17 protein-coding genes and 3 tRNA genes are annotated in these 21,909 nt (G+C 35.7%); 9 read left to right on the forward strand and 11 right to left on the reverse strand.

Annotated features, from left to right (window positions below; translation table 11 throughout):
- Positions 1 to 184: 184 nt before the first annotated feature.
- The 3 genes from AC3OCB_RS02545 to AC3OCB_RS02555 all read right to left on the reverse strand — a co-directional run bounded on the left by AC3OCB_RS02545 (position 185) and on the right by AC3OCB_RS02555 (position 6,268).
- Positions 185 to 261 (reverse strand) — tRNA-Gly (locus AC3OCB_RS02545).
- Between the two features lie 346 nt (positions 262 to 607).
- On the reverse strand, positions 608 to 1,990 hold the full coding sequence (locus tag AC3OCB_RS02550; RefSeq protein ID WP_498340631.1) for a hypothetical protein: 1,383 nt from the start codon (positions 1,988 to 1,990) through the stop codon (positions 608 to 610).
- Positions 1,991 to 2,059: 69 nt separating this feature from the next.
- Entirely contained in the window at positions 2,060 to 6,268 is a 4,209-nt protein-coding gene (locus tag AC3OCB_RS02555; protein ID WP_498340632.1) for an S-layer protein SlaA, read from the reverse strand.
- A 265-nt stretch (positions 6,269 to 6,533) separates the two neighbouring features.
- Between AC3OCB_RS02555 and AC3OCB_RS02560 the strand changes: the two genes are divergently transcribed.
- A complete protein-coding gene (locus AC3OCB_RS02560; protein WP_498340633.1) occupies positions 6,534 to 8,564 on the forward strand; it encodes a carboxypeptidase-like regulatory domain-containing protein in 2,031 nt (676 codons plus the stop codon).
- A gap of 143 nt (positions 8,565 to 8,707) precedes the next feature.
- On the opposite strand, the gene AC3OCB_RS02565 is transcribed toward AC3OCB_RS02560, so the two are convergent.
- Positions 8,708 to 8,781: transfer RNA gene (locus tag AC3OCB_RS02565), tRNA-Ala, on the reverse strand.
- A 2-nt stretch (positions 8,782 to 8,783) separates the two neighbouring features.
- Positions 8,784 to 8,859, reverse strand: a tRNA-Pro gene (locus tag AC3OCB_RS02570).
- A gap of 36 nt (positions 8,860 to 8,895) precedes the next feature.
- Between AC3OCB_RS02570 and AC3OCB_RS02575 the strand changes: the two genes are divergently transcribed.
- The gene (locus tag AC3OCB_RS02575) at positions 8,896 to 9,606 is read left to right on the forward strand and encodes a helix-turn-helix domain-containing protein (RefSeq protein ID WP_498340634.1); all 711 of its coding nucleotides are present in this window, start codon (positions 8,896 to 8,898) and stop codon (positions 9,604 to 9,606) included.
- On the opposite strand, the gene AC3OCB_RS02580 is transcribed toward AC3OCB_RS02575, so the two are convergent.
- Positions 9,575 to 9,880, reverse strand: coding sequence for a nascent polypeptide-associated complex protein (locus tag AC3OCB_RS02580; protein WP_498340647.1), 306 nt, complete (start codon positions 9,878 to 9,880; stop codon positions 9,575 to 9,577). The two genes, AC3OCB_RS02575 and AC3OCB_RS02580, sit on opposite strands and share 32 nt — an antisense overlap.
- Before the next feature lie 93 nt (positions 9,881 to 9,973).
- Between AC3OCB_RS02580 and AC3OCB_RS02585 the strand changes: the two genes are divergently transcribed.
- Positions 9,974 to 11,242 (forward strand): MBL fold metallo-hydrolase, encoded by a 1,269-nt coding sequence (locus tag AC3OCB_RS02585; protein WP_498340635.1) that lies wholly within the window; start codon positions 9,974 to 9,976, stop codon positions 11,240 to 11,242.
- A 6-nt stretch (positions 11,243 to 11,248) separates the two neighbouring features.
- Positions 11,249 to 12,412, forward strand: a complete 1,164-nt coding sequence (locus AC3OCB_RS02590) for a threonyl-tRNA synthetase editing domain-containing protein (protein WP_498340636.1) — start codon at positions 11,249 to 11,251, stop codon at positions 12,410 to 12,412.
- A gap of 49 nt (positions 12,413 to 12,461) precedes the next feature.
- Here the strand turns inward: AC3OCB_RS02590 and glmS are convergent, their stop codons facing one another.
- Positions 12,462 to 14,231 carry a glutamine--fructose-6-phosphate transaminase (isomerizing) gene (gene glmS, locus AC3OCB_RS02595; RefSeq protein WP_498340637.1) on the reverse strand — a complete coding sequence of 590 codons (1,770 nt, stop codon included), beginning with the start codon at positions 14,229 to 14,231 and terminating at the stop codon, positions 12,462 to 12,464.
- A gap of 388 nt (positions 14,232 to 14,619) precedes the next feature.
- Complete coding sequence (gene mvk, locus AC3OCB_RS02600) at positions 14,620 to 15,555, reverse strand: mevalonate kinase (protein ID WP_498340638.1); 936 nt, start codon at positions 15,553 to 15,555, stop codon at positions 14,620 to 14,622.
- Positions 15,556 to 15,585: 30 nt separating this feature from the next.
- Here mvk and AC3OCB_RS02605 point away from each other — a divergent pair, with 30 nt between their 5' ends.
- Positions 15,586 to 16,656, forward strand: a complete 1,071-nt coding sequence (locus AC3OCB_RS02605) for a nucleotidyltransferase family protein (protein ID WP_498340639.1) — start codon at positions 15,586 to 15,588, stop codon at positions 16,654 to 16,656.
- Between the two features lie 62 nt (positions 16,657 to 16,718).
- On the opposite strand, the gene AC3OCB_RS02610 is transcribed toward AC3OCB_RS02605, so the two are convergent.
- A complete protein-coding gene (locus tag AC3OCB_RS02610) occupies positions 16,719 to 17,456 on the reverse strand; it encodes a DMT family transporter (RefSeq protein WP_498340640.1) in 738 nt (245 codons plus the stop codon).
- Positions 17,457 to 17,501: 45 nt separating this feature from the next.
- Here AC3OCB_RS02610 and AC3OCB_RS02615 point away from each other — a divergent pair, with 45 nt between their 5' ends.
- A complete protein-coding gene (locus AC3OCB_RS02615; RefSeq protein WP_498340641.1) occupies positions 17,502 to 18,023 on the forward strand; it encodes a cob(I)yrinic acid a,c-diamide adenosyltransferase in 522 nt (173 codons plus the stop codon).
- A gap of 30 nt (positions 18,024 to 18,053) precedes the next feature.
- Here the strand turns inward: AC3OCB_RS02615 and AC3OCB_RS02620 are convergent, their stop codons facing one another.
- Complete coding sequence (locus AC3OCB_RS02620) at positions 18,054 to 18,974, reverse strand: ornithine cyclodeaminase family protein (protein ID WP_498340642.1); 921 nt, start codon at positions 18,972 to 18,974, stop codon at positions 18,054 to 18,056.
- A 91-nt stretch (positions 18,975 to 19,065) separates the two neighbouring features.
- Between AC3OCB_RS02620 and AC3OCB_RS02625 the strand changes: the two genes are divergently transcribed.
- On the forward strand, positions 19,066 to 19,827 hold the full coding sequence (locus tag AC3OCB_RS02625) for a hypothetical protein (RefSeq protein ID WP_498340643.1): 762 nt from the start codon (positions 19,066 to 19,068) through the stop codon (positions 19,825 to 19,827).
- A complete protein-coding gene (locus tag AC3OCB_RS02630; protein ID WP_498340644.1) occupies positions 19,814 to 20,554 on the forward strand; it encodes an oxygen-binding di-iron domain-containing protein in 741 nt (246 codons plus the stop codon). The genes AC3OCB_RS02625 and AC3OCB_RS02630 overlap by 14 nt, the downstream gene beginning before the upstream one ends.
- A gap of 105 nt (positions 20,555 to 20,659) precedes the next feature.
- On the opposite strand, the gene AC3OCB_RS02635 is transcribed toward AC3OCB_RS02630, so the two are convergent.
- Positions 20,660 to 21,232, reverse strand: a complete 573-nt coding sequence (locus tag AC3OCB_RS02635) for a hypothetical protein (RefSeq protein WP_498340645.1) — start codon at positions 21,230 to 21,232, stop codon at positions 20,660 to 20,662.
- A 35-nt stretch (positions 21,233 to 21,267) separates the two neighbouring features.
- On the opposite strand from AC3OCB_RS02635, the gene AC3OCB_RS02640 reads away from it, so the two are divergent.
- The coding region (locus AC3OCB_RS02640) for a class I SAM-dependent methyltransferase (RefSeq protein WP_498340646.1) at positions 21,268 to 21,909 on the forward strand (642 nt) is incomplete at its 3' end.

Here is a 21,909-nt window from a genome sequence, read left to right on the forward strand (position 1 = left end):
GAGAACTCTTTTGGATGTAGTTAAAGCTTGTTTTACCAACTTATATTCTAGTGATTTTTTCACGAATTTAGGTAATCTTGCAGTAATACGATAAGTCATAATACGGTAATACCTTCAATAAATAAATGCTTTATTAGGGATTTCTACAGAGCTCCTTACAAATATATATTATAAAAACAGATAGTGCGGCCGCCGGGATTCGAACCCGGGATTACTGGCTTGGAAGGCCAGCGTCCTAAATCCAGGCTAGACGACGGCCGCATTATACAATTGACTACAAACGGTTTAAAATTTTTCGCTTCGGTTCTTATTGAGTTTGATAACTGGGAATATTATAATATACTCCACATGAAGATTAAGTTTAAACGAATTTCCCTCTAAATTAAGTCTTTACTCTATAGTAGTTTTTTTACAATAATAGACTTGCTGAAATATCCTTCCCAATATATCGATTTACAAAACAAGTACTCACTCATACTTGCGAAGATATACCAATAAGACTTAGACATATCTATTATTTACCTTCATACCTATATTAACATTATAAACAAGAAAAGCAAATGAATACAACTCCACATTTAAGTTAAAAAAGAGAAAGAAAAAAAGATTAACTTATCTTTCTATAAACTAAAACTATTGCAACTATAGCTATAATTAAACCAATTATACCAGCTATTAATCCTCCATAGACCAATGGTGTTACACCATTTAATTTACTGTTTAAACTGCTAACTTGGCTGTTTAGACTTGATACCTCACTGTTTAAGCTACTAACTGTGCTACTTAATGATGATATACTACTATTTAAAGAACTTACAGTACTTTGTAGACCTGATGTTACACTCGTAATAGTTGATAATTCAGACTTTAGCGTAGTTATTGAAGTATTTAATGCTGATATCTCATTCATTAATGCGTATACAGTACTGTTTAATTTCTCAATTTCAGTGTTCAATGAGGTTACATAGTGATTAATCAATGCAGTATAGTTAACTTGAGCTGCTATTGGCACATAAATACTGCTAGTTAATGACGAATAAGTTGCTGTTACATTTAATACCGCACTATAGGAAACATTTGCTAATGGCAACATAAATGATACCATGTAATATCCTTTATAAGTACCAGATGTTACTGGAGTAGCTGTGTACATTGATGTACCTGTTGGCGTGGTTACCATTACATTAACAGTTGCATTAGTTACTTGCATCCCAGCAAACATAGTCTCAAAATACACTGTTATATTATTTCCTGCAGTTGCCACTAATTCTGAATAACCAGCAGGATTTAATGGGTCTATAGCCATTCCGTTTTGTGTTGCACCCACAACATATACATTGAGTACGGCAGGATATAGCGTTAAAGTTACTGTCCTAGTCTGATTTTCAAGTATAGACACGCTTGCACTTGCATTTACATATCCAGCTTCAGCAGCTACTACTTGGAAGTCTTGAGTGAAATTAAAGGCAGTGATATGGAAAACTGCTAGGCCTGTAGAGTTAGTCATCATCATAGCCACAAGATTATGTACGCCTGCAGTAGTGTTATACAGATAGACCATAGCACCAGATACTGGTAGATGTTGTTCATTTTGGACTTGGGCTACTATAGTAGCTACGAATGGTTTATAATATACTGTAACATTAGCAGCGGCAAATGATGGTGAGCTTACATCTATATCAATAGTATATTCACCAGGGTCAGCTAGATTACCCGAGCCGAATGTACCTAGATTTACAGTTATATAGCCAGTAGAGTTAAATGTATATGTACCCTCTGGTATGCTAGTAGTTCCGTGAACTAAATAAACTGTTGCTACAGTATTAGGGACGTATTTTGCTATCACTATTAATTGTTGACCGCAGTAGTATGTCTGACCGTTTTGAGGAGATACCACTTGAAGGGTTGTTGCAGCAGTTGTAAAGACACTAAATCCTAGGGATAATACCATCATTGATAAAATTATACCGAGAACGAAACGCATATTCATACTCTTTCACCTTGAAATCTTATAAAATAAAAAAGATTAGTTGGCTTTTAAAAATTTCCATAACCCCCCTTACAATATAGTTACATTTGTGAAGACTAAGCTTGCTGGATATTCAGAGATTGTTGGTCCTTGTGCGAATGGCACAGCAAACATCTGTATTGTGTAGCTACCAGCAGGTAATGCAATTATTCCGCTCATCTGTACTGCTACTTCAATGTAAGGCTGTGATGCAATTCCTAAAGCTGGCTTAGCTACTACTGCTTGATATGAATAGTATACTACTGGAGCTGTAGATGATGCATTTACACCTGGTCTAGCTATTGCTATAATGTAGAACTCAAATGGATATGGTAATACGCTACTGGCATATATGTTAATTACTGGGTTTGATGGAGATATACTAACTGAAGAGGTATAGTAGTAGTTTCCTACTGGAGCATTAGATATTGGTGGAATTGTTGGAATTGGGGCTAATCTAATTGGTGTTATATTAGCTGATGTCAAGTATGTTGGTACTGTTACGCTACTTACTGGATCAGATACAGTTACTGATACATTTGCATTATAACCTATCAACTTTCCTTGATATGTTATGATTGGCAATACAAATAATCCGGCTGGTCCTAATGGCACTACATTGCCATTTGATAACGTGAGTGCTAAAGTTCCATTAGTGTATATAGATATGTTGCTCATTGTTAATGTATTTACAGTATTATTTGATAGAATAGTAAATGGTAGTGTTCCGTTAAACATTCCACTATTTGCAGCAGTTTCAGATATAGTTGGTAATAAGTTACCAGAGTAGTTTGCTACAACTTTACCATATACATTGACTGCTATAGTCCTTCCACTAGTTGCGTTGTAGTATACCATCGCCTTATAGCCGTTGTGGAATACAGTTATATTATTAACAGTTAAGTGTAATATACTTGTTGGATTGGTATGAGCATATTCTAAATCAGTAAAGTTTAGTGCTGGTTCCTTATACATGCTTGTAGCTATGAACCATGGAGTGGATGCTGTTAATATCACATTAGATGCTTTGAATGTTAAGAAGTAGAATACTTCACCAGGTTGTTTTGCTACTAGAGCTAACTCAGATAAAGCTGCCAACTTTGTACTTGCTACTAAAGTTTCGTGAGTTACATAGTCATATACTGATACTGTTAATGTACTGCCATTTAATTGCTTTACATTCATGTTTAATATACTCTCTAGCCCTGGAATGCTAATCTCAAACTCAAATATTCCATTGCAACTTTGTAACTGCTGAGCAACCAATGATACGAATAGAGTGGAAATGTTCTTTGTTGTCAACAATATCGTATACTTGTTTCCGTTAGGTAATGTTACATTAACGCTTAGCATCTTAGATAAGTAGAGTGGGGTTGCATAAACTCCAAACTGCTGGAAGCTTGGTGCATTCCATATTAATGGGCCGTTTGTTCCTAAGGCTAGGTATGCTGGTAAGCTGGCTCCATAGTAAGATTCATTGAAGTATAACGATGCATAGGAAGCATATAATGGTGTTACCGCATTGGCGAAGTATAATGTTGCAGTTATGTTTGGTACAGTTATTTGTGTTTGAACCTGATATTGTCCTGAAGCACTAAAGTGGTAATATACAGCATAGTCTGTGCTTACATAATTGTAGTAGTCAGTTGCTCCTACGAAGGATGCATTAGGTGTTATAGTTATAAACGCATTTGTCTGGTAAGGCACTAGGTTTGGAGCATATGAAGATAAAACTTTGAAAGTTACATAGTTAGTTATGATATAATCAGCATTATGTGGAGCATTTTGCGGAGTTATCTCTAAATATCCTGGCTCATTCTGTGAAGACCATACACTATTATTGTAGCTAACAGTTAGCCCTGCTAGGTAGTTTGGCTGTTCAAAGTAGAAGTTTACTGTTGGGTTATTGTCAGCATAGTATTGTAATAGAGATGGATTAACAAGTGATAATTGATTAACTGTTAAACCATCAATTGTTGCCACTGCCGTGTAACTAACGCTACCTGGTGAAGATACTTTTAAGGGCGAAGCTGAGTTTGCAAACACACCACCAGTTGCCTCATATACAGTAGAACCATAGAATACTATAGCGCCTTGTTCTGTGTTTCCATTATAGTTTAATGAACCAGTGGCATATGTGAAGCTTCCAGTCGGATTGCCTGGCACTAATATTGCGTCTGGATCATATATGTAGACATATGATGCATTAGTACACTCAAAGCTTTGAGGAGTAATCTTTGAGATAGATATTCTTGGAGGTATTATAACTGCATAGAAATGTCCTGTGTTTACTGTTACTTTTTGACCTGTACCGCTATACGCTTGAACTACAACTGAAGTCTGGTTGTTCCATATTTTTAAGTTTACTAGTGTTATATATGCATACTGCGGAGAAGATACAAATTCTAGAGTTAATGGACCAGTATCTGTCTTAGATCCTGGCACATCTTGAACTATTATGGTATCTGAGAATGACGCTAGGCCTTTAACTTCTTGTAAGTTTGATGCAGTTCCTTGCATTACAATCTGAGACCCAGATATCAGTAATTCATATTCACTATTAGAATCGATAGTAACAGTAGTATATTGAGCAGTAGCCATATACTGCATTGCGGAAGTACCATTTATTAATGGATATGCAGGAGTTACTACTATACCTGCAAATGAAATGCCTGGTAATCTAATGTTATTAAATGTTAGTGTTGCATTTGTTAGTAATGTAACAGTAGCTTTAGCATATGTGGGGTACAGATATCCTGCATCCTGGAATGTAGTTTTTCCGCTGATTGATAGACTTGTTGGTGGAGTAGATAATATAGGTGATGTAGTATAATACCCGTTCACCTTTGCAGTTATACCTTCGTACGCTGTCGCAGTTAAGCTAATTAATGTGTTGTATGTGTTTAATGTAGGAGCACTTCCTTGTGAAATAGTTACAGTTGCTGATGTTCCATTAAATGTGCCAGTTATAGTTAGTGGGCCAGTATAGCCATATACTGGTAAGATATTATTGCTAGGTGTATTATGATAGGCCTCAGTACTTTCTAATTGGAGAGTATTGCCAGATACCACATAATAGTATACTGTTAAGTTGCTGAAGCTTTCAACAACTCCCGACTGTGAAGTTATAGCTATTAATATAACAGCATAAGTATACTGTTTGCCATTTGGACCTTCTATTGTAATCAGTCCGCTTATTGGGGGTGTCACTCCGTTTATTTTTAGTGTCGTCTGACCGCTAGTTGAATTATAATCAGCTATAAATCCTAAGAAGCTAAGATAACCATTTGCAAATCTGTAAGACAAGTAAGTAAGGCTGCTTGGGTAGTTAGTTATTGAAGCTATATATCCTAATTGAGCCATGCTGATCTGTAATGGGCCTGGGGTAGAATAGTTTAGCTGGAACGTTATATTATCAGTTCCAGAATAGACGAATGGATCATACATTGTTGTGTTAATCAATGCTCTACCCCATATGTATGGTTTTCCTGTTGATGCATTCTTTTGTAATGCTGGTCCAAGTGCACCTGAGTTCTGAAGTGGATTGTAGAATCCTGGAGCTACAAAAGCAAACGGTGCAAATACTAATTGTGAGCTAGTGGGTGTCGTAGAAATTGTAACACCTCCTATATTTATTCCACTTTGAGTAAATTGACCACTTATATACTCATAGAAGAATTGTGGCGCTGTGCTTGATGGATCTGTTATATAACCTTGAATGTTTTGTTGAGTAACTTCCTTAATGACTGGAATAGACCATGGGTTTTGCGCTGGAGTAAATTTACTAGTATCATTGCTTATAACTAAGTAACTTGGAATTCCCGTGACTTTATATATGTTGCTTACAGGTACACCTTGCCCAGATATAGAACTTTGTCCAACTACATCAGCTAATATTATGACATATTCAATTTTGTTTGTGCCTGGGTTATATGCGAAGTATACGTCTCCTGCATAATTGCTTATTGATAATGATTGAGTGTAGGTTTGGGAGTAGCCTGTTCCGTACTGAACATTTAGATTTACATTAAAGTATGATGCAAATGTGTTTTGTAGAGCAGTAGCATTTGCAGTACTTAATGTTATTCCACTAACATTGTACACAAAAACTACTGTATTATTTTGTGGAATATAGTAGGCTTGTCCTTGTCCAAGAGATGGTGGGGTTGTCGCTTGTGTTGCTAATGGTATTCCGAATCCAAATAGGAATATTTCAAATACGAATAGTATAGATAGAGTTAGACCTACGATTTTATTCATGGCACTTCTAACAAAAAGAGCGAGAGTCTATTTATAAAGTTTTGTATACAACTGTATACAAAACAAAGTGATTAAATGGTATTGACTTTTTTGAGTTTGGTGTTTGAAACATGGATTTCGGTAAAAAATCTTTGTACTTTTGGTTCGGCTTAGTTATTAAGAACTGAAGAGAGGTGTCGAACTTATAAAGACAAACAAGGAACGATCATAAAGTATAACATATTTACATAGAACAAAATATCTAAAGTTTTATTATTAACTACAAATGGAGTTGAATGAAGACAAAACTCATTATAAAGAATTTTCTATATTACAATTACTTTTATTTAGTGTTACTCGCGAGAGAATGGGATTTGATATTATTGGCAATACATTTAATAACTTTTGTATAATAAAGAACCCCAACATGATCGCGATAAGAAAGCTTTCCTTAATATTGCTAGGAGTATTAATTTTAACAACCGCAAGTATAATATCTTTTTCTTTATCGGCATCGACTCAACAAGTAATTGTTAACGTAGCGCCAACTCCATACTATTCTGGCTATTATCCACAAGGTTCTATAGGGATAACTACTACTGGTTCTTCAGCGACTTTTAATCTATATCTTTTTAACCCCACATTTACACAAGAGAGTGTTCCGATATACGTGAACTCATCGCTCTATACAACAGTAACGTTATCTCCATACTCCTACCAAGCTGTACCAATATCTCTAAGCGTAGGAAACCATGTTATTACTGTTGAAGGTCAAACTTTATACGTTAATGTGGCTCACTCTTCATATTCACCAATAACAACTTATATTAATGGAACAGCTAATGTCTACGTGTTAAACGCACAGCCCGGGAAAACATATAGCTTTCAAGTTTCATTCCCCTCCTCAACACCTAACGGTACTATGAACTCTTTTGTTTATACTGACTTAGGCTTCTATAAACCGACGACGTATCAACAAGGTGCAACACCTTATTTGACACCACAGAATACTTTCTTACTACAAGTTCCCAAAGGAATTGCTCAAGGGATATACTATGCTTACGTATACACTGAATTTGAGAATGCCACAAATGGGGCTCTTCTTTCTTATTCCATGGGTATTATAATAGTAAATGTGTCCTATGGACTTTCTTCAACTCTACCTTCAGCAACTCAAATAACTGAAAATGGTGTTACTCTTGAAATGCAAAACATGAGCGGGTCTACATACTTATATATTGAATACCCATTCTCCTATGAAAATTCATATACAATATCAACACCTAGTGGAACAATACAAATAGGAAACCAAACAGAAACAAACAATGCATTCCCGTCTTTTATTGGAACTCCACAGCTATTATACTACGGTTCAACTGTACCAGTAGCGATTAGCCCAGAGGGCGTGCTTGTAAAATTACCCCAATTTAGTACTGCAACAATAACAATAAAGTCACCAAGTGGTACGACAACATTGACAATCCCACCAAAAGTCACAATTGCGAAGCTAAACATTGAAGCAATCTCAACAAACGGTTCTCCAATTCCTAATGCAAAAGTAAGCATTTATAACATCACATCACATTCAACAATAACTACTCAGACCACTAACTCTTCGGGCTTTGCATCTTATTCTTTGCCAATAGGAAGTAATGTAAACGTTACAGTTTCAGCCCCAGGTTATTTCACTAACTCAACATCTATAACAGTAAGCGGAACAACGACTGTCAAAGTCTATTTGACCCCAATTAAGATAACTGTAACGCCAATAAAGTTCACTGAAAATGGTAGTTCGGTCAAACCAGTCCAAGTAACAACTCAAGAATATAACTTAACTAACGTAACTGTTGGATCAACAGTGTCAATAGTTTTTAGTGTAAGTATTAACGGACAAGCAACACCAAATGTTACAGCCCGGTTGAACCAAAGTAAGGTGAGCGTGATGGCTCTGGGAAATGGAGAATATGAAGTAACTCAAACATTCACAGCCCCCGGGAATTATGTGTTGACGATAAATGTATCATATAATGGCGTCTCTCAGACTTTAACTACATTAATACATGTACAGAAGATAGTTATAACTACGACGACGTCTGGAACTACTACTGCAACAACAAGTAGTTCTACTACAACGACGACATCCACAACTTCTACTGCACTAACATCAACTACCACAGCATCCTCGCAAACTACAACCACGCCTAGTACCTCGACTCCTTCAACAACTAGCTCAAGCTTCCCAATAACTGACGTAATAATCATTGTTGTAGTTATAGTGATTGCAGCAATAGCAGCTATAGTAGTTTTAAGAAGATAATAATTTATTTTAGATAAGGCTATATTTTCTTTTTTCCTTTCCTTTCATGCTTAAGATCTGTTTCTCTATATCTTGTTAATCTCTAATCTTTTTCTATTTAAAGAAGCTGATTTAATCAACAATTAGGTTATCTACTCAAAATGTGGACCGGCCGGGATTTGAACCCGGGACCTCTCGGTTGCGAGCCGAGCACTCTTCCAGGCTGAGCTACCGGCCCAATGGGCCCGCCGGGATTTGAACCCGGGACCACAGCGGCCCGAGCGCTGCGTCCTAGTCCGGGCTAGACCACGGGCCCAAAAGTATTTTTTCTTTTACTCTAATAGCTTTTTCTGTGGATTACATCATTGAAAACTTAGCTAAAAGAATTTTGGGTGATATAAGCTGGAGTTCCTCCCCAGGCTCAGTTATGAAAAAGTGGAGGGAGGCTTTTCAGATCAGTCAAGGCGAGTTAGCTAAGTACCTTGGTGTTACTCAATCAGTCATTGCTGATTATGAAAGGGGGAGAAGAAAACCTGGAGTCGAGTTTTTGCGTAAATATGTACTAGGCCTTATTGAGATTGATACCTCTAGGGGTTACAAGGTGATTAATGAATTAGTTAAAGGCTACACATTAATGTTGCCCTACATTGATGATTTAGGTGATTTCCCTACTCCAGTTGGAATAGATGAGATTGCTACTGCAGTAAATGGATTTATTCCCAACTCAACGATCCCCGACGTTAAAATCTACGGTTGGCTTTTTACAGACAGTATAAAAGCTATAACAAGTTTGAAGGGTATGGAGTTTTACCAATTACTTAACTTTATGATTGGTAGAGTAGTAGTTTTTACTAACGTCACTTCTGGTAGATCTCCAATGATCTCTCTTAAGATTGCACCTATTAAACCACCAGTTGTTGTTTTCCATAGACCAGTTAGACTCGATCCACTAGCTTTGTATTTGGCTGAAAAAGATGGACTTACGATCATAGTATCTACTTTTCCTTCACCAGAAGATATTAGAAAAAGGATTAGGAACCTTGCTCAGTCAGTAAAAGTATAGCTTGAGCTATATCCCCCTTTGCCTTTTCTAAAGCTTCTCTAGCTTCTTTCTCACTCTTACCGGTTTGTTCCATTACAAATTTTACGTCTTCCTCCTTGATCTCAACCTTTTGTTCTTCTTTAGGTGTTTCTTTAGCACTCCCCATAACAGTATAAACTTCTTGACCTTGAGCAATCATTTTTATAACGTTTGGATTCTCAATAACTAGGACTTTGTCCTTTAACTCTATTGTCACTTTAACAGCGTCAAGCTGTTCTGTCTTTACGCCAAGCATCTTCTCCAGGTTTTTAAACTGGTTTTGTTTTGGCTTCACAAGAATATATTATAAATCAAATTTAATAGTTTGTTGTTTGAGTTTTAAAGCATAATGAACAACTATATTAAGATTTTAGGAGGAGGCAAGGAAGTAGGAAGGGCTGCTATTGAGGTTTCTTCAAACTCAGAGAGCATTATCCTAGATTACGGAGTGAACTTTGACGCAAATGATAATCCTAATCTACCTTTACAAGAGGTACCAAGCAGAGTTAAGGGGTTTATAGTCTCTCACTCCCACCTTGATCATGTAGGTGCTTTGCCTTTATATCAGATCTCTGGAAATTACCCAGTTTACGGCACTAGGTTGACAAGGTTAATAACTGAGCTAATGCTGAAAGACTTCTTAAAGCTGTCTGGTGCTAAAGTCCCTTTTGAGTGGACTGAAGTTAGGAAAGTAATGGACAATTTTAGGAGTGTAAACTACCATGAGGAGTTTGAGGTTTCTTCGTTTAAAGTTGAACTTGGTGATGCTGGTCACATACCGGGCAGTTCTATGATAAAAGTGAAGACTGATAAAGGCAACATTGTGTATACTGGTGATACTAACGTTATAAATACTCACTTAGTTAAGCCTGCTGAGAACGAGTTTTTAAAAGACGCTAACGTACTAGTTATTGAGAGCACTTATGGTAGGTTTAATCACCCAGATAGGAAAGTTGTTGAAGATGAATTTTACGAATCAGTTAAAGAAGTAATTGAGGGGGGAGGGACTGTACTAGTTCCAGCTTTCAGCCTTTCAAGGAGTCAAGAGATTCTATCAGTTTTAGCTAGCAGGAACTTTGATTACCCCGTTTATTATGACGGAATGGTGAAAGAGATAACAGAGTTAATGATACAAAATCCCGAGTTTATTAACGATTATGAGTCTTTGAAAAAAGCTTACAACTACTATAAGTACGTAAACGGTTGGAACGATAGGAACAAAGCTGTGAGAAATGAGGGAGTTATTGTAAGCAGTGCTGGTATGTTAAAAGGTGGCCCTGCAGTTTACTATTTCAAAAAGATTGCTGACAATAGTAAAAACTCAGTGTTTTTAGTGAGTTACCAAGCTGAAAACACACCAGGGAGGAGGCTTTTAGAAACTGGTAAATTTGATGAGTATTCGCCAATGCTGAAAGCAAGGTTCCAGATCTTTGACTTCTCAAGCCATGCTGGTAAAAATCAGCTTAAGGAGATGATAAAAAGTGCTAAGAACTTGGAGAAGGTGGTTTTGGTACACGGTTCTCCAGATAGCTCATCAGTTTTAGCTGAAGAGTTAAGGAGAGAGTCTGGAGTAGAAGTTGTTATAGCCGAAAACGGTCAAGAGATTAAATTGTGGTAAGAAAAAATGATTATACTCTTGATCCATGCCTCTGATTTCTCTTTTTCAGTCAAGGAGAAAGCAATAAAGAACCCAGAAGAGCCTAAGCTTTCAAGTTTAAAGAAGGAAAACGTATTAGTTGCCTTTACTACTGTGGAGAAGGGTGATGATGATGAAATTGTTAAGAGAGCTGTTAAAGAAATTGTTGACGTTTACCACAAGGTAAAAGCTTCTGCTATAGTTATATATCCTTACGCTCATTTATCAGATAATTTAGAGACTCCTTCTTTAGCTATTCCTATACTAGAAAAGATGGAGAATATGGTTAAAGAAGAAAATGTGGAAGTTTATAGGACTCCTTTCGGTTGGTATAAACAGTTCATGGTAAACTGTTATGGTCACCCTCTTAGTGAGCTAAGCAAGAGGATTAGGCATGAGGTTGAGTATGAGAAAAGTGAAGAATTAGCTGTTTGTGATAAGTTTGGTTTTCCTTCCTCACCTTATGCTTACTTTATGCGTAATGCAGTTTTGGAGTATGTTAAAAACTTAAGCAAGAGCTTTGTGATTACTGGAGATGAGGTAAAACAAGAAGGGGAAATAGCAATAAAATATTTGGAACCACAAGGGAGGAGACTTCCTTGTATAAACGAGTCCCCCCATATAGTCGTTAGTGTGAAGGGAGATTTAGAGAGTATACCAGCGGAATTTTCAGACTCAAAGAACAAATATGTAGTTAAAAGTAAGGATGAAGGAGATGTGACTAAAATAGATGTGAATTTACTTACTTATTATTACATTTTAAATGGGCAGAAGTCCTCTCCCCCTTATTTACCATTATGGCTATCCCCTATTCAAGTGAGGCTTTTGCCAGTAAAGCAAGAGTTCCTAAAAGATGCTATAGAGATTGCAAGCAAAATTAAAGGAAGAGTAGACGTTGATGATTTACCAGATGGTTTAGGTTCCAAAATCGCTAGGGCTGGGAAGGACTGGATTCCTTATGTAGCAGTGTTAGGTGAAAGGGAAGTAAAGACTCAAAGCTTAACAGTAAAAGTGAGGATGAAGAACGAACAAAAGAGTTATACCGTCGACGAGCTTAATGAAGAAATTGAGAAAGAAGACTTTCTTAAAATCAAGAGTAACTTCCCTCTCTTGTTATCCAAGAGGGATAAAAGATATTTAGTTAGTAAATAAACAAGATATTTAATAAACGCAAACACCTAAAATTTTTGACTTTTTTCCTTCATTCTACAGTTACAGTCTTTGCTAAGTTCCTAGGTTTATCTGGGTCATAACCCTTACTAATTGAGGCATAATAAGCTATTAGCTGAATAACTGGAGCTATTACAAGTGGTGGAGTTTCGCTCTCTAGGTAGATTTCTACATTAGCATCTCTCATCTTTCTATTAACACTGATAGCGTAGATTTTTGCACCTCTGGCTTTCATCTCCATTAAATTATTTTGCAATAGTTCACTCATCTCACCCTCATTAATCAAGACAACAGGAAACCCCTTTTCCACCAAAGAGATAGGACCATGTTTGCTCTCACCAGCAGGATAGGCTTCTGCATGTACGTATGCTATTTCTTTAATCTTTAGTGCTCCCTCCATTGCTAATGGTACTGAAAGTCCCCTACCAAGATAGTAGATATTTGACTTCTTAGATAATTCCTCTCCTATCTTTTTAGTTATACCCTCAACTAGTGATATTGTATTTCTTATCTCTTCTGGTGCTTTCTCCAACACCTTTACATTTTCACCTTTGATAACCTTGGATATAAAGAGAAGCGAAGCAACTTGTGTTGTAAAGGTCTTTGTTGCGGCAACACCTATTTCTGGGCCAGCTCTCATATATAGCTTGTAGTCGCTTTCCCTTGCAATTGCGCTTTCAATAACGTTTGTTATTGATACTACTTTTGCACCATCATTTTTCATCTTCCTTACAGCTTGCAATACGTCTATTGTTTCTCCGCTTTGGCTTATTGCTAAAACAACATCTCCTCTTTTGCTCTTTAAATTGTAGTACTCAGAAGCTACAACCGGGATTGAAGTGATTCCAAGCCTATTAAGCTCTAAGGAGAAATATAAACCAGCATGATAGCTTGTTCCTGCTCCTACTACTATCACTCTTTCAGCGTTCTTTATCTCTTCTGCTATTCTTTCAACTATATCTATATCAGAAAGGAGACTGTCAATTGTGTCTTTCACTGCCTTTGGTGATTCGTGTATTTCCTTTATCATGAAATGTGGATAGCCCTCTTTACTTGCTGTTTCAATATCCCAGTCAACTACTCTAATTCTCTCCTTCACGTTTACTACGTTTCCGTCCTTGTCCTCAATGTAAACTGTTTCTGGCGTTATGAAGCCTAACTCTTCATCTCTTATCACTAAAATTCTTCTTGTGTATGGTAAGAAGGCTGGAATATCACTTGCAATGAAGTTTTGCGTTTCCCCTAAACCTATAACAAGAGGGTTATCCTTCTTTGCAAAGAATATCCTTCTTTCACCTTGTATAACAGCTAAGACTGCATAACTGCCATCTAATGTCTTAATTGCTGACTTAAACGCTTGAAAAGGGTCCATTCCTCTTTTCATAAATTCCTCAATTAAGTGGGGTATTACTTCTGTATCAGTTTCACTTTTGAATTTATGGCCAAGGCTCTCTAACTCCTCTCTTAGCTCCTTGTAGTTCTTTATAGTACCGTTATGGACAACCGCTATTTTCCCAGAGCAGTCAGTATGAGGATGGGCATTATAATCTGTTGGAGGTCCATGTGTTGCCCACCTTGTATGACCTAGAAATACATAGCCCTGCATTTCTTGGACTCTTTTCTGCACAACTACCTCATCTACTTTGCCTTTAGCCTTTCTAACTTCTAACCCATTTGAACTAACAGAGACAATCCCAACACTGTCATAGCCCCTATATTCTAGTCTTTTCAAAGCAGAAACAGTCATCTCAGCAAGTCTTTTGCTCTCACTTAGTGAAACTACTCCTATTATGCCACACACAAAGAATAAGTTAGTAATTCCTTTAAATTAACTTTATCATAATAAAGTATGACAATAGAAGAGAAAGTTTTCAAAGTTTTAGGTTAAACATTGTTCAGTATTATTATTGATAGACCTTAGGAATGTAACTTTAATAAACATTCATTAATATTAATTATCTCGCATCTATCAAAGTCTTAGGAATCATTAGGCCGGGAATTTCGTTGCAGAGTAGCGATATTAGGTCGCTATTATGAAATACCTCAGCATAATTCTCACATCATGGTATAAACACAATCGTCTTACTTTCCAAAATAATGTAATCCTTGGTTGAAGATTTTGTAAAACCGTTGAAATCTTTCATTTTGAACTGAAAGAAAATCAGATTAAGCATCATATAGACATAAGCCTATAAAGAAAACACTTTAACTCCACCAAATGATGGTGAGGCATTTATAACTCTACCACCCATAGCATTCAGTAGAAGTACAGCTCTTTCGTCTTTTGTACAAACAACTGCTCCACCAGCACCCCCACCACTAATCTTACAACCCTTGATGCCAGCCATTCTAGAAGTTGATATAAACTCGTCTACTTGAGGAACTGTAACGCCTAAAGAGAAAAGCAGACCGTGATTCATATACATTAATTCCCCAACACTTTCTTCATCATTATTTTCCAAAGATTTTTTTGCTTCAACTACAATTTTTCCTATTGTATCCAATACCGTCTCAAATAGCTCCCTTTTGTTCTCCTTCATCTCTTTTACTCTTTTTAACATCTCAGCAGTAGTCATTATTCTTCTGAAATAGCCTGCAGAGAAAGACAAGTCCGTATTTATTTTTTCAAACTTATCCCCTTCAATAAAGATAAAACCTCCATAGGTTTCCGTATAGGTATCCATCCTGCTAGCTATCCCTTGCACTTTTAGTTCAATGTCATGAGAGATCTTTGCTATTTCGTCTTTGTTTAATTCCATTCCCAAAAATGAAGAGTACCCTGCAACTGTGCCTACTACGACTCCGGCACTTGTACCTAGACCTACTGATGGATCTACAGGAGACTCAATTTCAATCTCAACAGGTTTTTGGTTACCAAAGTAGTTTATTGTCTCTACAACATAAGCTAAGACTCTTTTTACACTTTCATTCTCTATCTTAAATTCATCTAAGTTTACCTTAACACCTTTTATCTGTAGATTATCAGACTTAATGTAAAACTTCTCACTTTCCTTAAATCTTAACGTCAAGTACTCAGAAATAGTATAGGCTATTGCAGGTCTGCCATAGACTACTGCATGTTCACCAAAAAGTGTGAGCTTCAAAGGAACTTTTACTTCTATCACATTTAATAAGAAAAGAGAGAGAGATTAAATGTGCAAGCAGTAATATTGGCAGGGGGAAAGGGAGAGGGACTTTTACCTTATACTGAAAAGAATCAAAAAGAGACAATAAGTCTATTAGGCAAACTTATCATCTCTTACAGTATTCAAGGTTTAAAGAAAGCTGGAATAAATGATTTTGTTATAGTTACCTCTGAAAAAGGGAAAAAGAAAATAGAGGAAGAATTAGAAAGACTAAACGTTTCTGGAGAAGTTATAATACAGAAAAAAGAAGGAATTAACGGGGCAATAAAAGACGGTTTAGAAAGAGTTAGCGGAAACAACGTTGTTATATCTTTTGGAGATATTATAGCTCCAGAAGAGTTTTACATTAGTTTAATAAACAATTACCTTACTACTGGAGCTGATTATGTAATACCTTTAGTTCCAGTAAGTGAAGGGGTTTCAACTTATGGGTTAGCAAAAATTCAAGGAGACAAAATAGAGATTGTTAATAGTGGTTCTACGTTAGCGCTTGGCGGAGCTTACATCATAAAAAATGAAGCTTTCGAAGATTTTCTAGAATATCTAAATTCTAGGAAAGAAAGGTTAAAATATTTTATTTGGAGCGAGACCTGGATAGATATAGGTTATCCAGAAGATTTGATAGACGCAGTAGAACTCCTTCTAAAAGATAAAAAAAGTGTAATATCTGAGACCGCCGAAATTTCTAGGACAGCGATCATAGGAAAAGGTGTTATTATAGATGATGGTGCCATCATAGATGATTACACAATAATTAAAGGACCAGCTTATATAGGGAAAGATGCATACATAGGGAATTATTCCCTAGTTAGAGACTATAGCAGTATAGAAAGAGAAGCTAATGTAGGTGCTTATTGTGAAGTTGCACATAGCGTAATAGAACCGGAGGCTGATGTAGGTTCTAAATCATATCTTACATATACTATAGTAGGGGAAAAAGCTAAAGTAGGTGCTAGTGTAATAACATCAAGCTATCCAGCAAGAGTAACAAGAGGAAAAGTGAACAAACTCGGTGCCTTAATTTCTCCAGAAGTACAAATACAGCATGGAGAAATACTAAAGCCTGGGTCTAAGATTTAAAAGTCAAAAGAATCCCTAAGAGGACAAGAGAAGAGCCTACTATTTCTTCTACAGTAGGTATATCACCTAAGAATAAGATAAGAGAACATGTATGAAAGAGGGGGAACTAACAAGGAGAGTGTACTTGCCTTAAAACTTCCTAGGTTTTTAATCGAGGTAAACCAGAAGATAAAACCTAGTGCTTGAGCAGTTATTCCTATAACAACTGCGACTAGAACACCCTCAATAGAAAACGTAAAATAATAATGAAATGGTAAGAAAAGGGAAAGGATTGGAACAGAAACTAATGCCATAAAAGAATTTAGCTTTCCTACATCTTCATTTATCAGAAACTTTCTATAAAATACAGTTCCTACGGCCCAGATAAATCCTCCAATGAGAGAGATTAAAGCTCCCAAATTTATCTCCACATTACCTGAAGCATAAATTGCTCCGCTGATAGCAATTATAACACCTAATATTTTAGCTAAATTTACTCTTTCATTAAATACAAAATAACTCAAAATTACAATGAATACTGGTTGGGTATATATTAACGTTGCTGAGAGTGCCGGATTTGGAGAGAGCATAACACCGAAATTAAGAAAGATCATGAAAAGGGCTACGTTTAGAATTGCACCAATAAGTTGCTTGACGCCATAGACAATCCCTTTTGCATATACAGCAAGGAGAAGTCCTCCTACGGTAAGCCTAATAATTGCAAGAACTATAGGAGACATATAAACTAAAGCTATCTTTATTAGGGGATATGCTGAACTCCAGACTAAGATTACTCCTATTATTGGTAAGTACTTTTTCATGCAAAAAGCTATATAGCCTCGATCGAATTAAAAAATCAACTCATAATGTGGTACACTGGTACTGGAGATAAGGGTAAAACAAAAGTACCTTCAGTAGGGGATACATGGAAAGATAGTGATATTGTAAAAGCTCTAGGAGATCTTGACGAGTTGAACTCCGTCTTGGGAGTTGTATCCTCCCTCTATCCGGAAATTTCTAATGTGATAAAAGAGTTGCAAGACGATATTTTTACAATATCTTCTGAAATAGCAGGTTTTGATATGAATTTTTCTGAAGGAAGAGTTAAGAGACTGGAAGATTTAATTTCTTCTTTTGAAAAAGAACTTGAGCCTCTCAAGAACTTTGTTCTGCCTGGAGGTCATATAGCTTCTTCTTTTTTACATTTAGCAAGAGCAGTATGCAGAAGGGCTGAAAGAAGTGTAGTAACACTAATGAGAGAGAATAAAGCAAAAGAGATTCACATTACTTATTTGAATAGGCTTTCCTCTGTACTGTTTGTTCTAGCGCTAGTAGTTAATAAAAGAACTAATAACCCTAATGTATTATGGAAAAGTCACAATAGTTAAAAGGTCTCGCCTTTTACAACGGATAGTAGATTAGACTTGAACTCCTAAACCCCTTTTGACGGCTTCTTTATAAGCTTCGTAAGCTGTTAAGTTATCTTGTGCAGCTATACCTACAGTCTTAAATATTGATGGCCTTTGAATTTTAATACCTTTATTTATGACTTCGCCTATCTCATATACGTCACTAGGTAAAATACCCCTCTCTTTTGGCTGTGTATAATCGCCTGATTCATTAGATACCGCTTCTATTGAATCTACTAAATAAGTCTTTGCTTTTTTCAACGTATCATCATCTATTTCTCTTGCATTTGGTGTATGAGCACCAATACTAGAGATGTGAAAGTCCTCAAGCAGATATCTACCTAAAACAACTGGTTTATCTGATGAAGTAGTTGCAAAAATCACGTTTGACTCCCGTAGAAGCTTCTCTAGCTCTACAGCTTCTGCACCAAACTCTTTTGCTAATTCATAATGACTTTTTCTTGCGCTTATTAAAACCCTCGAGATCGAGAAGTAATTTAAGGCAATCTTAAGGTGGTATCTTGCTTCCATTCCAGCTCCGATGACTCCTAAAGTCTCAATTTTTCTACTTTGAAGAGCTATTTCAGTTGAGAGGACACTTGCAGCAGAAGTCCTTATTGCAGTTAGTACTGAGCCATCCATTACTGCTAGAACCTCTCCAGTATCTGGCGACATAAGTATTACTACACCTTGGACTGAGGGTAGGTTTTTCTCTTTATTTCGAGGGATTACGTTAACAATTTTAGTGGAAAAAGAAAATTCTGTAAATGATGGCATTATCCCCCACCAGTTTCCTTTAACTGTTAACACTTGTCTTTGTGGCTGTGTAACTTTACCGGAAGAATAGAGAGAAAAAGCTTCTTTCACTGCATTTACAGCCATATCAGCTGTTAATACTTCTTCCAAATCTTTTTGCAAAAGTATTATCATATTAATGATTATGTAATTAACTCTGTTAAAGATTTTCTCATCAGTTTTTTATAAAGAATAATTATATAGTATGAATTATAGAGTGATTAACGTGAAAAGTTACTTAGTTCAAGGTAGAGTTGATGCTGATATCAAGGCTTTATCTAGTATTATAAAAGATCCAGATATTATTCTTTCTTACATTCCTTATCAGGTAGAAAGAGGTAGAAATGAAATAACTTTGCGATTCTCAAGATTTTTACTATTTTCATTCAAAGATACCTTTACGATAGAGGAAAAAATGGATACGAAAGGAATGAGTGTTTATACACTTGAGTCAAAGACAAAGGATAAACTTCAATTTTTTATAGCTATAAAAGAGGAAAAAGGAGGCAACATAGTTAATATTGCAGTTAAATATGAAGGAGAAAAGGAATGGATTGTTAATAAATACTTAAAAGAGATAGGTAAAAATATTTTAAATGGAATTAAAGAAGAGGCTAAAAAGGTAACTATAATACAGACTACTGCAGATTTCTCTGAAAGTTTAGGGAAATTAAGCTTTATAACAAAACTGTTAATGAAATCTAGGCTAGTAAAAACTGAAGAGGTTGAAATTAAAAAGGGTCAATTTATTTCGGTAATTTCAGATTTAATTCATCAATTCTTAAGATATCAATTAATTTATGTTTCTGGCTCTTCTGAGACTGAATCTTTTAGAATAATTTTTGTCGGTGGAGATGTTAAAGGAGTTTATGTTAGTCTAAATGGAGAAGAAAGTTTTGATGAAATAGAAGGACATTTCAAAGTAAATATATACGTGGCTTTAGAACCAGAAGCAATACTAAGAGGTATTACGAATGAAAGTGCATGAACCTTATGTACTGTTTGAAGATGAAAAACACAAGTTTATATGGCTAGGACTAGACGAGAGCGACAACGAAAAAGGGATTTTAACTAATCAATATCTTATAACTCATGAAGGAAAAGGATATTTATTAGACCCTGGTGGATACTATGTTTTTGAAAGAGTTTATCAAAATGTAACTAAGTTTGTAAAGCCAGAAGATATTGTAGTAATACTCTATAGTCATCAAGACCCAGATGTTATAGGAAGTTTAAACTTGTGGGTTGATTTAGCTCCAAATGCTAAGATTTATGTATCGGCATTATGGGAAAGATTTCTGCCTCATTTAGGTGCAGAGATGAAAGATAGAATAATTGATATACCAGATGAAGGAATGGATATAGATTTCATAAAGGCAATACCAGCCCATTTCATGCATTCTCCAGGTAATTTCCATTATTATGATACTTATAGTAAAATATACTTCTCTGGAGATATAGGGGCTGTAGAATTTGGTGATAAGTGGTACTTAGTTGTTGAAGATTTCGATTCACATGCAAAGAGGATGGAACCGTTCCACAGAAGGTATATAGCATCTAAAAAGGCGATCGACATTTGGTTGAAGAGGATAGAAGGATTAGAAATCAATACCATAGCTCCCCAGCACGGCTCAATTTTCGAAGGGGAAAACACTAAAAAATTCATACAGTGGCTTAAGAGCTTAGATAAGGTAGGACTTGACTTGATGAGTTAAATTAAGGATTTTTCTTTTATAGAAAGGAAAATCCTCAACTGACTGTTTTTAGTTTAAACTTGTTATTTAGGAAAAATACAAAATGCTTGCTAAAAAATATTTTCTTTAGATTTTCCCAATCTTTATTAAAGCCACTACCCCTAGAACTATCATAGCAATAACTATACCAATTATAATATAAGCAGAATAAGAGGAAGAAGGAGACACTAAACTATATTCTTGGTTTAGTGAAACTGAAAGAGAATAGCCTTGTATACTACCATTCAGATATATTAATGTGTCATTTACGAAGTAGGCTGTAGAAGGGATCTGAAGGCCGTTTATAACGAAGAACCCTTTATAGACACTTGCATTTTGGCCATTATATTTAGCAAATCCCGTAAAGGTAAAGTTTTGGCCATTAAAGACCGTACCGTTAACAGGGAGTATTTTTAGATTATTTTGAGGATAAACATATGTATTGTTTAGCAATACACTACCATTATTCTCATTAGTTATAATAACAGTGAAATTAATGAAGTTGTTCTGAATAGAGTTTATTATAAATGTATAGTTGAATACTGTGACTTCGCTTTGGTGTGTTAAAACTACTTGGTATACTAACACTTCATTAGCAGGCAATGGGAATGCTGAGGCTAAGAGTAGTAATGAGATTAGAAAAAAGGTTAGTTTGATCATCAAATTTATTTATGATATAAGAGTAAAAGAGTTTAATGGAAGAGTATTGGCTTAAGATATTTGAATCTGATTTGTACATTAACGAAATGCTGAAGATATGGGAGGAAGGAGAAAAGTGGGCCAAATGGGTTGATGAGGTCTCAAAAAAATTTGGAGTAAAAGGAAAGAAGGTACTTGACGTACCTTGCGGAATCGGAAGGGTCTCGTATTTTCTTAGTAAGTTAGGCTATCAAATAACTGGGGTTGACATTTCTGATAAGATGATAAAGAAAGCTAGTGAGAACGTTAAGAATGGTGAGTTCATTAGAGGTGATATGAGAAAACTCAGTGAAATTATTAAAACTAAGTTTGATATAGTAATTGATGTTTTTAACAGCTTAGGATATTATGAAGAGGAAGACGATTTAAAAATCTTGAGAGAGTTAAAGGAAGTTACTTCACCAGAAGGAATAGCAGTAATAAACCTTGAAAATAGAGATTTTATGATATATAATAAACCTGAAGTTGTACACTCGTATGTGCCACCATACTTAATCATAGATCAAAATAAGTTTGATCCTTTTACTTCTAGACTTCAAGTTACGAGAACTTACTTAAAAGATGGAAAAGAAGTTGAAAAAATCAATTTCTCTCAGAGATATTATAGTTTACATGAAATTATTAACCTTATGAACAAA

The organism is Sulfurisphaera sp. (assembly GCF_059755235.1).

Coding starts and splice junctions, on each gene's coding strand:
- AC3OCB_RS02550 (WP_498340631.1), bottom strand. CDS start 1,990: ATGAATATGCGTTTCGTTCTCGGTATAATTTTATCAATGATGGTATTA.
- AC3OCB_RS02555 (WP_498340632.1), bottom strand. CDS start 6,268: ATGAATAAAATCGTAGGTCTAACTCTATCTATACTATTCGTATTTGAA.
- AC3OCB_RS02560 (WP_498340633.1), top strand. CDS start 6,534: ATGGAGTTGAATGAAGACAAAACTCATTATAAAGAATTTTCTATATTA.
- AC3OCB_RS02580 (WP_498340647.1), bottom strand. CDS start 9,880: ATGCTTGGCGTAAAGACAGAACAGCTTGACGCTGTTAAAGTGACAATA.
- AC3OCB_RS02585 (WP_498340635.1), top strand. CDS start 9,974: ATGAACAACTATATTAAGATTTTAGGAGGAGGCAAGGAAGTAGGAAGG.
- AC3OCB_RS02590 (WP_498340636.1), top strand. CDS start 11,249: ATGATTATACTCTTGATCCATGCCTCTGATTTCTCTTTTTCAGTCAAG.
- AC3OCB_RS02610 (WP_498340640.1), bottom strand. CDS start 17,456: ATGAAAAAGTACTTACCAATAATAGGAGTAATCTTAGTCTGGAGTTCA.
- AC3OCB_RS02615 (WP_498340641.1), top strand. CDS start 17,502: ATGTGGTACACTGGTACTGGAGATAAGGGTAAAACAAAAGTACCTTCA.
- AC3OCB_RS02620 (WP_498340642.1), bottom strand. CDS start 18,974: ATGATAATACTTTTGCAAAAAGATTTGGAAGAAGTATTAACAGCTGAT.
- AC3OCB_RS02630 (WP_498340644.1), top strand. CDS start 19,814: ATGAAAGTGCATGAACCTTATGTACTGTTTGAAGATGAAAAACACAAG.
- AC3OCB_RS02635 (WP_498340645.1), bottom strand. CDS start 21,232: ATGATCAAACTAACCTTTTTTCTAATCTCATTACTACTCTTAGCCTCA.